Below are 14035 nucleotides of genomic sequence, written 5' to 3'. Positions count from 1 at the left end.
GCGGGTATACTGCCAGCCGCACCGTCAAAATCTGCCGACATCGGATCAATCTTCGATTTCCTGCTAGCATCGTACGGCGAATTCCGTAGCCTCCGTCGAACGGGTGGAGATTAGGCAATGCGGGCACGGTTCGGGACAATGCTGGCGATAGCTGCGATGCTGTCGGGCTGCGGAGGTAGCGACGGCAATACGAACTCGACCGGTGGTGGTGCCGGTGGCGCCATTGGCGTTACGCCGACACCCACGCCGACCGCAACCGCGGGCTGTTCGTTGCGCGAACGCCAGGACTGGGCCGCCGCACAGCTGCGCGAATGGTATCTGTTCCCTGATACGCTGCCTGCGACCTTGAGCCCTGCGGGGTACACGACAGTCGATAGCTATATCGATGCACTAACCGCGACCGCGCGGGCGCAACGCAAGGATCGGTTCTTCACCTACCTGACGTCGATCAAGGAAGAGAACGCCTATTACGCCTCGGGATCGAGCGCTGGTTTCGGTATCCGGTTCGCGCTCGACCGGACCGGCCAGCGGCTCTTCGCGGCGGAATCGTTCGAGGGCGCTCCCGCCCTTGCCGCCGGGATCGACCGCGGTGCCGAGATCCTCGCGATCGGTACGACATCGAGCAATCTGCGGACCGTTAGTGCCATCATTAGTGCCGAGGGCACGGCCGGGCTGACCACCGCATTCGGTCCCGACACGACCGGTACGGCGCGCGTTTTTCGTGTCTCGGACGCTGCCGGTACACGGGACGTGACCGTCGCCAAGGCCGACTTCTCGCTGCTGCCGGTCTCGTCGCGGTACGGCGCGAAGATCATCGAGGATAGCGGTCAGCGCGTCGGTTACATCAACTTGCGCACGTTCATCTCCACGGCCGAACCCCCGCTGAAAACAGCGTTCGCGAATTTCCGTGCGCAGGGCGTGACGAAGGTCATCATCGACCTGCGCTACAATGGCGGTGGCCTCGTCGCGACGTCGGAGTATCTCGGCGACCTCCTTGGTGGGGGGCGATCAACGTCCGAGGTGTTCGACTATACGACGTTCCGCACGGAGAAGGCCTCGAACAACGAGACGCGGTTCTTCGCGCCACAACCCGAGTCTATCGCGCCGACGCGGATCGCATTCATCGGCAGCGGCGGTACCGCATCGGCGAGCGAACTTTTGATCAATGCGTTCACACCGTATCTTCACGGCAATTCCGCGCTGATCGGGACGAACACATACGGCAAGCCTGTCGGCCAGATCGCCCTGGACAAGCCCGCCTGCGACGATCGTCTGCGCGTGATTGCGTTCGCGACGCAGAACGCGGCGCGCAACGGCAATTACTTCGACGGCCTCGCGTCGACCGTGGAAGCTACCTGTCGCGCGACCGACGATATCGGCTTCCCACTTGGCGACGCGCGCGAGGCGTCAACGCGTCGCGCGCTCGACTTTCTTGCGGGACGCAGTTGCTCAGCGATCACCAGCGACGTCAACGCGCAGTCTGCACGAACCACGGCTGGCACCCGCCAAGACTTGCTGATCCCCGCAGTACCGACCACTGCGCAACGGATGGTCCCCGGTTCGTTCTGAAGCCAGCGACCGAGAACGTGAAACCGTGGCTATAGCGAGCGTTGTCCGACGGCAGGGCAACCCTCGTCGTTCATTACCATTCAGCCAAGCGAAAGCCGATTCAGCCGACGAGGGTCGCTTGTTCCCCCGTATGTGATACGCGTTCGCCGACCATGAATGACGTTTCGATTGCAACTACCCCGCGGCTGCCCGCCGACATCCACCGCGGGGCGCTGCCTGCACACGATAGCGTGCCCGATTATGGATGGTGGATCGGAGGTGGGATGATCCTCAGCCTGGCGATGTTGACGGTACTGATGCACGTCGCCGGCCTGTCGATCGATCCGTACGACGCAGACAATATCCCGTTCTACTTTAGCGGAATCGTCCTCCTGGGGCTTCGCTTCGGGCTCCGCGACCGACCTTGGCGACATGCACGTGCAGTCGCCGACTGCGCCGAGTATTTTGGCGTCTTCACCATGCTGGCACTGATGGGCGCGGTGGCGAGCTACCCGGTCGCGGCGCTGACGCATGGGTTCCACGATGCGGCACTCCAGCGGATCGATGCGCTGCTGCATTTCGACTGGCTTGCATGGTATCGGCTTGTGGCAGAGACCCCGGTCCTGCAAACGCTTGGTCTAGCGGCATATCGCAGCATCTACCTGACGCCCGCGATCCTGTTCGCGACCTTTGCCTACACAGGTGACCGCGTCGCCGCGCACCGGTTCCTCGCGACGTTCTGGCTGACCGCGATCGGTACGCTGATCCTCTACGCCTTCATGCCGGCGATCGGTCCGTTCTCGTATCTGTGGCATCAACCAATCGCCTATATGCCCGAGAGCGAGCAATGGCAGCATGGGCTGATACCTGCACTCCGCGATCACAGCGTGCGGGTGGTCGACCTCGGCCATCTGCGCGGCATCGTGTCGGCACCGAGCTTCCATGCCGCCGCTGCGACGCTCTACATTAACGCCGCGTGGCGCCTGCCGCGGCTGCGCTGGCCGGTGCTTGCCCTGAACGCGGCTATGCTGCTGTCGACGCCCGTCGAGGGTACGCATTACCTGATCGACATCCTGCTTGGCACGATCGTCGCGCTGGCGGCGATCGCGACACTGCACCGCCTCATGCCACGTAGCACCGCACGTCAAACCAGCGCCAATGGCGTTGCCGCGACCCGCCTGCCCCGCTAGTCCACACCCCATGAAACTGATCATCGGCAACAAGGCCTATTCGTCCTGGTCGCTCCGCGGCTGGCTCGCCTGCAAGCAATCCGGTCTTCCCTTCGAGGAGGTGGTCGTGCCGATGTACGATTCCAACTGGGAAAAGCGCCGCTCAGGCGACGAGTTCGCGCCGTCGTCCGGCAAGGTGCCGATCCTGTGGGACGGCGACGCGGTGGTATGGGACAGTCTGGCGATCGTCGACTATCTCGCCGACAAGGTCGGGCGCGAGCGTTTCTGGCCCGAGGACAACGCGGCACGTGCGATGGCCCGGTCAATGGCGGCCGAGATGCATTCGAGCTTTGCCGCGCTGCGTCGCAAGCACAGCATGAACGTCCGCCAGGTGTTCCCAGCGCAGACGCCCGACGACGACGTGCTCCTCGAATTGCAGCGGGTCATGGAAATCTGGGCGCAGGCACGCGCACGCTTTGGCGGCGAGGGCGATTTCCTGTTCGGCCAGTTTGGGGCGGCAGATATAATGTTCGCGCCGCTCGTGACGAGGATCGTCACGTACCAGCTGCCGATCGCGCGGTTTGCGGCGGGGTACATGCAGGCGATGTTCGAGCATCCGTTCATGCAGGACTGGATCGCCGCGGCGCAGGAAGAGGAATGGGTCCTCGAACAATTCGAGCAGCCGGTGCCGACGCCTGCATGATCGATCCGGTTGCGCTCACGCAGGCGCTGCTTCGCGCCGACAGCGTCACGCCTGCGCGCGGTGCGGTGTTCGATGTGCTTGAAGCGGCGCTCGTCCCGCTGAAGTTTGCGGTCGATCGGTTCACGGTCGGCGAAGCGCCCGACGGTCCGGTCGAGAATCTGCTGGCCGTGCGCGGCGATGGACCGCGGCATCTGGCGTTTGCCGGGCATGTCGACGTGGTCCCCCCCGGCGAAGGCTGGACCGGCTCGCCCTGGTCTGGCGAAATCCGAGACGGGTTGCTCTACGGACGCGGCGCTGTCGATATGAAGGGTGCGGTTGCTGCCTTCGTTGCGGCCGCGAGCCGGAGCGATGCCGGGACGCTCTCGCTCATCATCACCGGTGATGAAGAGGGACCCGCGACCTACGGCACCGTTGCGATGATGGAGCGGATGGCGGTGCGGGGAGTCGTGCCCGATCTATGTCTGGTCGGTGAACCGACCTCGACCGTGCGGCTGGGCGACATGGTGAAGATCGGGCGGCGTGGGTCGGTCAACATCTGGATCGAGGTGCCGGGGCGGCAGGGGCACGTCGCCTACCCGCATCTCGCCGACAATCCGATCCCGCGGCTGATCGCCATCCTGGCCGAGATCGAGACCGTGGTACTCGACAAGGGGACCGACTGGTTCCAGCCGTCGAACATCGAGGTCACCGACATCGCGGTCGGCAACCCGGCGCACAACGTCATTCCCGCCAAGGCTTCCGCGCGGTTGAGCATCCGGTTCAACGATCGCCACCGCGGGGCGGACCTCATCGAGCGTATCCGCGCGATCGCCGAGCGTCATGCGCCCGGCGTGGTGGTGACGGGCAAGGTGTCGGGCGAAGCGTTTCTTACCGAGCCGGGTGCGTTCTCGACGCTGTTGTCGGACGCCATCGTGGGCGCGACCGGGGTCACCCCGGAACTGTCGACCACCGGGGGCACGTCCGACGCGCGCTTCCTGTCGAAGCTTTGCCCGGTGGTGGAGTTCGGGTTGATCAATGCGACGATGCACAAGGTTGATGAGGCGGTCGCGGTCGAGGATTTGCTGGCGCTGACGGATATTTATGCGGACGTGATCAGGCGGGCGCTCGACTAGCGCCTTACTAGAAGGGGTGGTTGGGGTTGGGTAGGCCCGCTTGAGCCGCACCGTATGCATTCGCGGAAGCCGACCCACCCCCTGCCCCTCCCTTCCAGGGAGGGGGGAAGTAGATGTGCCGAAACTTACTCAAATCCACAGGCTGCCGATCACCATATGATTGCCAAACTGCGGTAACGATCGTGGGGACCGAACCTCACCAATCCTATCCCCGAGCTAATCCCGCCCCCGCCTCAGGACGATATACAGCGCCCCCTGCCCGCCATGCCGCGGATGCGCGCCACGTACCGCAGCGATCGAGTCGGCATGTCGCGAGCCGGCCAGCCAGTCGGCGACTGCGGACCGGATGGCGCCTCTCGCGTGCGGGCGTTCGCTTTCGGGGCGGGGCGGCTTGCCCGTCACCAGCAGCAACACGCGGTCGCCGCGCGCGATCGCCCGGCCCAAGCCGACGTCGAGCAGTGCATGGGCGGACGCCAGCGTGTGGCCATGCAGGTCGATCGAGCTGTCGGGACTTACTACACCCCGCGTGAGCCTCTTGTCCCAGCCGCCATCTAGCGTGTTGGCCGTGATGGGTTTGGCTACAGGCCGCGCAACCACGGGCTCGCCCCCCGCCCGCGCCGCGTACGGCGTGACCACGGTACGGACGAGCGGCTTTACCCGCCCCATCGGCGCAGGCGGTGCGGGCACGATCTTGCCGTTGGGACCGATGATCGGCTTGGGTGGAGGCGGCAACGGCGGCGCGCGCTCGGGAATACGCACGGCGACCGCACGCATCGGACGCACGCTCGCCATCACGCGCGCCCAGAGCTGCGCCTCATCAGGGTTGAGCGGACGGCCCGCCATATCGCGCCCCATTCGCTTGGCCGTTCAGGCGCGCCACAGTGCCGATTGGCAGCAGCAGGTACGCGGTGCCGCGTCCGGCCATGCCGCCGGCGGTCGCCTCTGCCGCCGCGCCCGCACCCCAGAACGTGTCGAAACGATTGCTGCCCTTGATCGCGCCGCCGGTATCCTGCGCGATCCACAGGCCGCTCGCGTCCTGACGATCGAGCGACAGGAACACGGGCGCGCCGAGCGGCACGAACTTGACGTCGGCGGCCGCGCTGACCTGGCCAGTGACCGGCAAGCCAAGTGCCCCCAGCGGTGCGCCCTCGAGTTCGCGAAAGAACACGAAGCTCTTGTTCTCGCGCATGATCGCCTGCCCCTCGGCCGGATGCGCGTGGAGCCATGCGACGATGCCCTGCATCGAGGTCTGACCCGGCTGGAGCAACCCGCGCGACTTCATCAGCGCGCCGATACCGGTATAATCGCGGCCGTTCTGTGTCGCGTAACCGATCCGCAATATCTCGCCGTCGGGCAATCGCAGCCGCCCCGAGCCCTGGATCTGAAGGAAGAACAGCTCGACCGGATCGCGCGCCCAAGCGAGGATCGGCGCCTTGCCCGATAGCGCGCCCTGCTCGATCGCAGTGCGATCGTAATAGGGCACCAAGTTGCTGCGATCGACGCGACCGCGGATCTTCTTGCCCTTGAGACTGGTCGAGAATGCGCCGAGATCGACGTCGATGAGGTCGTTCGGACGCGCATAGATCGGCGCATAGCCGTCACGCCGCTCCAGCGAACCGGCGATCTCGGGCTCGTAATAGCCCGTCGCGAACGCCTTGCCGTCGCCGACCTGCGCGGCCTCGAACCACTGCGCAAAGAATGTCCGAGCATCGCGGCGATCGGTCGATGCCGCTGCGGTACAGGCCGGCTGCCAATCCGCGCCGCGCGTCAGCCCGGACGCGTCGTTACGACGCACCAGCGACGGACAACTCGTGACAAACGCGGAGAACGCCGCCTGCGCCTGCACATCGTCGATCGGGAGGCTCGCGATCGGCGGACCCGGAATTATACCGGCAGCGGCAGCGTTCGCAGGTTCGATCGCCGGCACGACCGGCGATGCTAGCATCGGCACCGCACCGACGATCCGGGCGGGCGACTGGATACCGCGAATGTTAGGCGATGCGCCGGTATCGCGCGACGGATGCACGCGAACGGATTCGCTTGGTCGATCATCCGACCGATCATCTGTCCGGTCCACCGGTGGCGGACCCGACCGTGGTGGTTCGACACCACCAACACACGCACTCAAAAGCGTCGCCATAAGCATCGGCAGTCCTAGACCGCCGAGCCTTCCCCCCATGCCCCGACCCATCAGGCTTCGTCGGTGTCCGCAAGCTTCCAGTTCGGATCGCTGCTCTTCAGCGTCCGAGCGAACGTCCAGACGTCGTGCGTCTCGACCGCATCGGTCAGCGACCCCGCAAGGACATTGCCCTCCGCGTCGCGCGTGACGGCTGCGATGTCCGCATCGAACCGGACCGTGATACGCGCCTCGCGACCCGTGAGAGTTGCATCGGCGATCAGCGCACGCTCGATCGACACGAGACGGTTGTCGAGCACTTCCCCAGCCTCGCGCCGCGCTTCGATCGCCTCGACGAACGCCGCACGGACATCGTCAACTGCGAGATCGGCCAGCGCGTCCTCGTCACCCTTCCAGAAGGCTTCGAGCACCATGCGGTACGCGGCCTGCGCACCTTCTAGAAAGCGCGCGACATCGAAACCGGGCTCGCCGGCGACGATCGCCCGCAGACCAGGCTCCGCCTTGGGCTCCAAGTTGCGATTGGCGACTTCGCGCGCATCTGGAACCGCCTCGACGGTTCGCGGCACGGCGGCGAGCGCAGGACGGTCCTCGGCCGCACGCGGCAGGGGCTGCTCATGCCCTGTCCGCTTGCCGAGCACGCTGTAGAGTCGCATCGCCAAGAAGCCTGCAACCATCGCGAGAAGAACTACGTAAAACAACCGTGCCTCCGATCTTCGCTTCAACATAGGGCAAACCCGCAGCTATTCAAACCCGCGCCCGTTGAAACGCCCCTTCGGCACTGCTACTCGCACCACCTCGATCGAACAGAACGCGCAAGCGGTCCGCTTCGGTCCCAATTTTCCGCTTATTCTCTAAGGACACGACGAATGGATGATCAGGACAACGGCTTCACCATGCCCGACCAGGCTCTTGCGAACGGTGAAGACACGGTCCCCGCTGCCGGGCTGATCTCGCAATACGTCAAGGACCTGTCGTTCGAGAACCCGAACGCGCCGGCCGTCTACCAGAATCAGACCCCGCCTGCGATCGACGTGCAGTTCAACATCGGCGCGGCGCAGGTGGGCGACGAAGTGCACGAGGTCGTGCTGAAGATCGACGTCCGCGCCGAGAGCGAGGGCCAGGTCGCGTTCATCGTCGATCTTTCGTACGCGGGCCTGTTCGGACTGCGCAACATCCCGGCGGAGCATGTCCAGCCGTTCCTGCTGGGCGAGGCACCGCGCCTGCTGTTCCCGTTCGCGCGCCGCGTGCTGTCGGATGCGGTGCGTGACGGTGGCTTCCCGCCGCTGCTGCTCGAGCCGATCGATTTCTCGCAACTGTACCTCCAGCAGTCCGAGCAGCAGGGCATCCAGCCCAATGTCGGCGATTTCGGCCAGGCCTGATCGACCGGAGGCGGAGCGCGTTTAGATGAATCTTGCCAAGGCGCTGGGATCGGTCGGCGGGCTGACGCTCGCCAGCCGCATCCTGGGGCTGGTGCGCGACTCGCTGTTCGCGCGGTTCGTCGGTGCGGGATTTGCGTCCGACGCATTCCTGATCGCGTTCCGCCTCCCCAACATGTTCCGCGCGCTCTTTGCCGAGGGCGCGTTCTCTGCGGCGTTCATTCCGATGTTCAATCGGAAGGTCGGCGACAAGGATGGCCGCGGGCTGCCCGACGGGATCGCGTTCGCCGAGGACGCGCTGTCGGTGCTGCTGCCGACGCTGATCCTGATGACCGCGATCTTCGAACTCGCGGCGTGGCCGATGACGTGGCTGCTGACCTTCGGGTTCAATGGCGCGAGTGCTGAGCGGTTCGACTATGTCGTCCAACTGTCGCGGATCACCCTGCCCTATCTGCTGCTGATCAGCCTCGTGTCACTGCTCGGCGGTATCCTCAATTCGCTGCATAAATTCTGGATCAATGCCGCGGCACCGATCCTGCTCAACGCGACGCTGATTGCGGCGCTGCTGCTGTTCCACGAACACCAGCCGCTGTTGACCGCACGCAACCAAGCGATCGCGGTAACGGTATCGGGGGCATTGCAGCTCGGATGGTTAATATGGGCGTGCCGGGCGTCGGGCGTGAAGCTTCGGTTGAAGCGTCCGCAGCTCAACCCCGACGTGAAGAAGCTGATGTCGCTGATCTGGCCTGCCGCCGCGGGTGCCGGCGCGGTGCAGATCAACCTCGTTGTTTCGACCGCGCTTGCCGCTGCGCTGCTGCCGGCCGGCTCCGTCTCGTACATCTATTTCGCTGATCGGCTGAATCAGCTCCCGCTGGGCCTGATCGGCATCGGCCTCGGCACTGTCCTGCTCCCCACCATTTCGCGTCAGCTCGGTCGCGGCGAGGACGCCGAGGCAATGGCGACGCAGAACCGCGGCATGGAACTCGCGCTGTTCCTGACGCTGCCCGCGACGGTCGCGCTGATCGTCTGCGGCACGCCGATCGTCGGCGCGCTGTTCCAGCACGGCAAGTTCGCGCTGCAAGACAGTGTGCTGACGGCGCAGGCGCTTGCCGCCTTCTCAATCGGGCTGCCGTCGTACATCCTCGTGAAGGTTCTCACGCCCGGCTATTACGCGCGCTCCGACACCCGCACGCCGGTGCGGTATGCGACGATGTCGATGGTCGTGAACCTCGTGCTCAACCTCGCCTTCATCAAGCCGCTGGGCCATATGGGCCCGCCGCTCGCCACCGCGATCGCCAGCACGGTGAACGTCGCGATGCTGTACCGCACGCTCGTCCGGCGCGGCCACTTCACGCCCGACGCGCGGCTGCGACGGCGGACGTGGCGGCTGCTGGTCGCTGCGCTGATCATGGGTGTCGTGATGTATTTCCTCAACGACCTGTTCCAGCCGTTCGTAACGGGGGCCAGCGTCGAGCGCTGGGGGGCGATGCTCGTGCTGGTCGCGACCGGCGGTGTCGTCTATGCGATCGCGACATTGCTCACCGGCGCGTTCCGGCTGGGCGACATCTCCACGCTTCTGCGTCGTTCCAAGTAAGGTTTTTCCATGCGCGTCGTCTCCGGCATCAAGCCCACCGGTAATCTCCATCTCGGCAATTACCTGGGGGCGGTGAAGCAGTGGGTGACGCTGCAGGACGACGTCGCGGCGCAGGGTGGCGAGTCGATGTTCTTCATCGCCGATCTCCACGCGCCGACCGAATGGATCGCGCCGGCGGAGTTGTCGGCGCACACGATCGAGGTCGCAGCCACCATGATCGCCGCCGGGATCGATCCGGCGAAGTCGATCCTGTTCAACCAGGCGCGTGTGCCGGCGCATAGCGAGATGGCGTGGCTGCTCAATACCGTCGCGCGCGTCGGCTGGCTGAACCGGATGACGCAGTTCAAGGACAAGGCGGGCAAGAACCGCGAGGGCGCGAGCGTCGGGCTGTACGACTATCCGGTGCTGATGGCGGCCGACGTGCTGCTCTACAACGCGACGCACGTGCCGGTCGGCGAGGACCAGAAGCAGCATCTCGAACTCGCGCGCGACATCGCGACGAAATTTAACGGCGACTACGGCGTGGACTTGTTCACGCTGCCCGCCCCCCTGATCAGCAATGCCGCGCCGCGGATCATGTCCTTGCGCGATGCGTCGGCGAAGATGTCGAAGTCGAACCCGTCCGAGCAGTCGGTGGTCAAGCTGATCGACAGCGACGACACGATCGCCGACAAGTTCCGCAAGGCGAAGACCGACCCGGACGTGTTGCCGGCGACGGTCGAGGAACTGGGCGACCGGGCCGAGGCGCGCAACCTGCTGACGATCTACGCGGCGTTGGCGGATAGCGACGTGGCGACGGTGCTCGGCGAGTTCGGCGGGAAAGGCTTCGGCGCGTTCAAGCCTGCGCTGGCGGATCTGGCGGTGGCGAAGCTCGGGCCGATCCGTGATGAGATGGTGCGGCTGCTCGATGACCGCAGCGCGGTGACGGCGGTGTTGCAGGCGGGCGCGGAGAAAGCGCGCGCGCTGGCAGCACCGGTGTTGAAGCAGACGCAAGACGCGATGGGGTTGCAGGTCTAACCCCCATTCCGTCATCCTGACGAAAGTCAGGATCCAGAGCCATAAAGGGCAGCGTCCGTAACTCTGGATCCTGACTTTCGTCAGGATGACGGGGGAGTTTTTGGTGTGCCGGGTCACGCTGCTACAGGCGCGATATCGCGCACACTAGCGTGTTCCCCCGCGAAGACGGGGGTCCAGTCCGGGCTCCCGCCTTCGCGGGAGAACACGGAGGGAAAGCCTAGCCTTCCAACTCGCGCATCAGCACGCGGACCGCAGCGTCGATATCGCGGTCCGAGTCGCGCAGTTCCTCGATCTTCCGCACCGCATGGATCACCGTCGAGTGATCGCGGCCACCGAACTTGCGCCCGATTTCCGGCAGCGACCGCGTCGTCAGCCGCTTCGCCAGATACATCGCGATCTGCCGCGGCCGCGCGACAGCCCGCGCGCGCCGCGCCGAAATCAGGTCGAGCGGCTTCAGTTCGAAGTGTGCGGAGACGAGCTTCTGGATCTCGTCGATCGTGACGCGCTTCTGCGCGCCGCGGAGAACTTCGCCGAGCGTCGCCACCGCGAAGTCGAGGTCGATCGTGTCGCCGGTCAGCTGCGCATACGCGACCACGCGGTTCAGCGCGCCTTCCAGCTCGCGAATGTTCGCGTGGATACGCGCCGCGAGCAGGTCGAGCACGTCGGTCGGCACGCGCATGTCGGGCAGGTCGACCAGTTTGCGGTCGAGGATCGTCCGACGCAGCGTCAGGTCGGGCGCCTTGATGTCCGCGACGAGACCGACCGACATCCGGCTGATGATCCGCGCCTCGACGCCTTCGAGCGCCTGCGGGCAGCGATCGGCGGAGATCACCAGCCGCTTGCCCGCCGCCATGATCTCGTTGACGGTGTGGAAGAATTCTTCCTGGGTCGCGTCCTTGCCGGCGATGAACTGGAGATCGTCGATCAGCAGCAGGTCGGCCCCGCGCAGCCGCTGCTTGAACGCATGCGTATCGCGCGCGCGCATCGACGCGACGAAATCGTACATGAAGCGCTCGGCGGACATGCACAGCACGATCGCGTGTGGGTTATGCTCGAGGAACGCGTGACCGATCGCGTGCATGAGGTGGGTCTTGCCCTGCCCCGTGCCGCTGTGGAGGAACAACGGGCTGAACCGGACGGGGCCAGGCTCGGCGAGCACCTTGGCCGCGTTGAACGCCACCTTGTTGGACGGATCGACGACGAATCGCGCAAAGGTGTATCGCGGGTCAAGCGGTGGCCGCTCGGCGGGCACGCCGACCGGCGCCAACGTCACGACGGGCGCCGGCGCTGGCTTCAGCGACGGATCGACGCCGAACTTCATTGTTGCCTGCACAGGCTCGGCAACCGGCTTGGGAGTCGGCTTGGTTTCGACCGGTAGCGGATCGGCAACGGCCTTCGCGGGAATGGCGTCGGCCACCGGTTCGATCGCCAGCACGACGGCTGCGCGACCCGGTGCCCGGGTCTCGATCTGGACGGTGCGGACGTTGGGCAGGATCTGCTTGAATTCGAGCACCAGCCGGTCGGCGTAGTGATTGCGGACCCAATTGGTCATGAACGCCGATGGCAGCGCGAGCCGGATCGTGTCGCGGTCCTCGCCCGGGATCAGCTCGATCGGCTTCAACCACTGTTCGAACAACCGCGCACCCGCCGACTCGCGCAAGGACGTACGAACGCGGGCCCAGGCCTTTTCGGCCTCGCTCGCATGCGTCACAGATCCTTGCCACTTCGTCACGCGCACACTTCTCCGACCCCGCAAGATTGCTCGCGCGGGTGATATAGTCCCGACAGAAAATGGTCCCCCTGACGACCCCAAGGGTCATCCGGCATCTTCGCCCTGTTTGTTGATGCAGCGGTGGAAACCACCGTCGCTGTGAGCCCCGTTATGAAGCGATCGACGATCCTAGCAAGGCCCCGACGCGTCACATTTTCGAAATAAAGCGGGTTGACTTGACCAAGCCGCGGAAATGCGTCGATATTTTTATAAGTCGCTGTCTTTACGCATTTTTTGCAATTTCCGCGATTGCGTGACGTGATTCTCGACCACACGAATCGTGGCGAATCCTAGGGTTATGCGGACTCCCCGCCGGTTCCCTTCGCAGACGCAAAAAACCCGCCGGGAAGGTCCCGACGGGTGATCAGCTTCGACAATGATCGGTCGCTTAGGCGAGCCCGGTCACGGCCTTGGTCAGACGCGCGAACTTGCGGCTCGCGGTGTTCTTGTGCAGCACGCCCTTGGCGACGCCACGCTGAAGCTCAGGCTGTGCCGCTGCGAGTGCGGTGGTCGCTGCGCCCTTGTCGCCCGATGCCAATGCGGCCTCGACCTTCTTGATGAAGGTACGGATACGGCCGACGCGGTTGCCGTTCACTTCCGCGCGACGGTCGTTGCGACGGATACGCTTTTTCGCCTGCGGCGTGTTCGCCATGAAGCCCTCTGGATGTTCGAATGAATAAAAAGGGGCGCCGGATTGCTCCTACGCCCTCTCGAAGCCGCGGCCCTACCCACTTTGTCCTAGATCGTCAACCGCGTTGGCACTTCGGACACCAGAAGGTCGAGCGCCCGCCCTCCGTCCGCCGCTTCACGGTAGCACCGCATTCGCACGGCTCGCCCTCACGCCCATAGACGCGCCACTGCTTCGAGAAATAGCCGAGTTCGCCATCGGGCCGGACGTAATCACGCAGCGACGAGCCACCCGCGAGGATCGCGGCCGTCAGCACCGTACGAATCGCCTCGACGAGTCGCTCGAGTCGAAACAGCGAGATCCGCCCCGCCGCGCGCGACGGCGCGATCTTCGCCATGTGCAGCGCTTCGCACACATAGATGTTGCCGAGACCCGCGACGATTCGCTGGTCGAGCAGCATCGCCTTGATCGACGCCCCCCGCCCCTCAAGCACTTCCAGCAAATACGCGGCGGTTAGATCGGGCCCGAGCGGCTCCGGCCCCATGCTGAGGAACGGCGGGTAGTTCGAGATGTCGTCCGTCGCCCACAGATCGAGAAAGCCGAAGCGTCGCGGATCGTTGAGCGCCACCGTCCGCCCCGCCGCGGTGCCGATCAACAGATGGTCGTGCGCGAGGAGTTCACTCGGATCGACTCGCCATCGCCCCGACATGCCAAGATGGAAGACGAGCGTGTCGCCGCGATCGGTATCGATCAGCCCGTATTTGGCGCGGCGGCCCAAGTGCGTCACGGTCGCGCCCGTCATCCGCTGGCGCAGATCGACCGGGATCGCTTTCCGCAGGTCGGCACGACGCGGCTCGACCGAGGTCAGGCGCTGGCCCTTCAGCACGGGCTCCAGCCCGCGCACGGTGGTTTCGACTTCTGGTAATTCTGGCACGGTTTGCAGCTAGGTTGCGTTTGCTCGCGCCACAAGGCGCGGCTAG

The 14035-nt window shown here is 65.1% G+C and carries 13 protein-coding genes; 7 read left to right on the top strand and 6 right to left on the bottom strand.

Going from position 1 to position 14035, the window contains the following annotated elements; all coding sequences use genetic code 11:
• Positions 1–117 precede the first annotated feature (117 nt).
• The 4 genes from E5673_RS07625 to dapE all read left to right on the top strand — a co-directional run bounded on the left by E5673_RS07625 (position 118) and on the right by dapE (position 4532).
• On the top strand, positions 118–1569 hold the full coding sequence (locus E5673_RS07625; RefSeq protein WP_247599625.1) for a S41 family peptidase: 1452 nt from the start codon (positions 118–120) through the stop codon (positions 1567–1569).
• Positions 1570–1832: 263 nt separating this feature from the next.
• A complete protein-coding gene (locus E5673_RS07620) occupies positions 1833–2738 on the top strand; it encodes a phosphatase PAP2 family protein (RefSeq protein ID WP_247599624.1) in 906 nt (301 codons plus the stop codon).
• Positions 2739–2748: 10 nt separating this feature from the next.
• Positions 2749–3420, top strand: a complete 672-nt coding sequence (locus E5673_RS07615) for a glutathione S-transferase family protein (RefSeq protein WP_136189515.1) — start codon at positions 2749–2751, stop codon at positions 3418–3420.
• On the top strand, positions 3417–4532 hold the full coding sequence (gene dapE, locus E5673_RS07610) for a succinyl-diaminopimelate desuccinylase (protein ID WP_136189514.1): 1116 nt from the start codon (positions 3417–3419) through the stop codon (positions 4530–4532). Before E5673_RS07615 ends, dapE begins: the two co-directional genes overlap by 4 nt.
• Positions 4533–4748: 216 nt before the next feature.
• Here the strand turns inward: dapE and E5673_RS07605 are convergent, their stop codons facing one another.
• Genes E5673_RS07605 through E5673_RS07595 form a run of 3 tightly spaced genes read right to left on the bottom strand, consistent with a single transcriptional unit; the run spans position 4749 to position 7367 of the window.
• A complete protein-coding gene (locus E5673_RS07605) occupies positions 4749–5375 on the bottom strand; it encodes a Smr/MutS family protein (RefSeq protein ID WP_136189513.1) in 627 nt (208 codons plus the stop codon).
• Complete coding sequence (locus E5673_RS07600) at positions 5350–6711, bottom strand: murein transglycosylase A (protein ID WP_247599623.1); 1362 nt, start codon at positions 6709–6711, stop codon at positions 5350–5352. The genes E5673_RS07605 and E5673_RS07600 overlap by 26 nt, the downstream gene beginning before the upstream one ends.
• Positions 6712–6722: 11 nt before the next feature.
• Positions 6723–7367: a Tim44/TimA family putative adaptor protein gene (locus tag E5673_RS07595; RefSeq protein ID WP_132833291.1), complete on the bottom strand. Its 645-nt coding sequence runs from the start codon at positions 7365–7367 to the stop codon at positions 6723–6725.
• Positions 7368–7535: 168 nt separating this feature from the next.
• Here E5673_RS07595 and secB point away from each other — a divergent pair, with 168 nt between their 5' ends.
• The 3 genes from secB to trpS are packed head-to-tail and all read left to right on the top strand — an operon-like array spanning position 7536 to position 10656.
• A complete protein-coding gene (gene secB, locus E5673_RS07590; protein WP_056062172.1) occupies positions 7536–8048 on the top strand; it encodes a protein-export chaperone SecB in 513 nt (170 codons plus the stop codon).
• Positions 8049–8073: 25 nt separating this feature from the next.
• Entirely contained in the window at positions 8074–9639 is a 1566-nt protein-coding gene (gene murJ / locus E5673_RS07585) for a murein biosynthesis integral membrane protein MurJ (RefSeq protein WP_136189511.1), read from the top strand.
• Positions 9640–9648: 9 nt separating this feature from the next.
• Positions 9649–10656, top strand: coding sequence for a tryptophan--tRNA ligase (trpS, locus tag E5673_RS07580; protein ID WP_136189510.1), 1008 nt, complete (start codon positions 9649–9651; stop codon positions 10654–10656).
• 217 nt (positions 10657–10873) lie between these two features.
• On the opposite strand, the gene dnaA is transcribed toward trpS, so the two are convergent.
• The 3 genes from dnaA to mutM form a co-directional block, all read right to left on the bottom strand.
• Positions 10874–12388, bottom strand: a complete 1515-nt coding sequence (gene dnaA / locus E5673_RS07575) for a chromosomal replication initiator protein DnaA (protein WP_136189509.1) — start codon at positions 12386–12388, stop codon at positions 10874–10876.
• A 427-nt stretch (positions 12389–12815) separates the two neighbouring features.
• A complete protein-coding gene (gene rpsT, locus E5673_RS07570) occupies positions 12816–13079 on the bottom strand; it encodes a 30S ribosomal protein S20 (protein ID WP_031394736.1) in 264 nt (87 codons plus the stop codon).
• A gap of 94 nt (positions 13080–13173) precedes the next feature.
• On the bottom strand, positions 13174–13989 hold the full coding sequence (mutM, locus tag E5673_RS07565; RefSeq protein WP_136189508.1) for a bifunctional DNA-formamidopyrimidine glycosylase/DNA-(apurinic or apyrimidinic site) lyase: 816 nt from the start codon (positions 13987–13989) through the stop codon (positions 13174–13176).
• Positions 13990–14035: the final 46 nt, after the last annotated feature.

It is taken from the genome of Sphingomonas sp. PAMC26645, assembly GCF_004795835.1.
Taxonomy (GTDB): domain Bacteria; phylum Pseudomonadota; class Alphaproteobacteria; order Sphingomonadales; family Sphingomonadaceae; genus Sphingomonas.
This window is presented reverse-complemented; position numbering and strand designations above follow the sequence as displayed.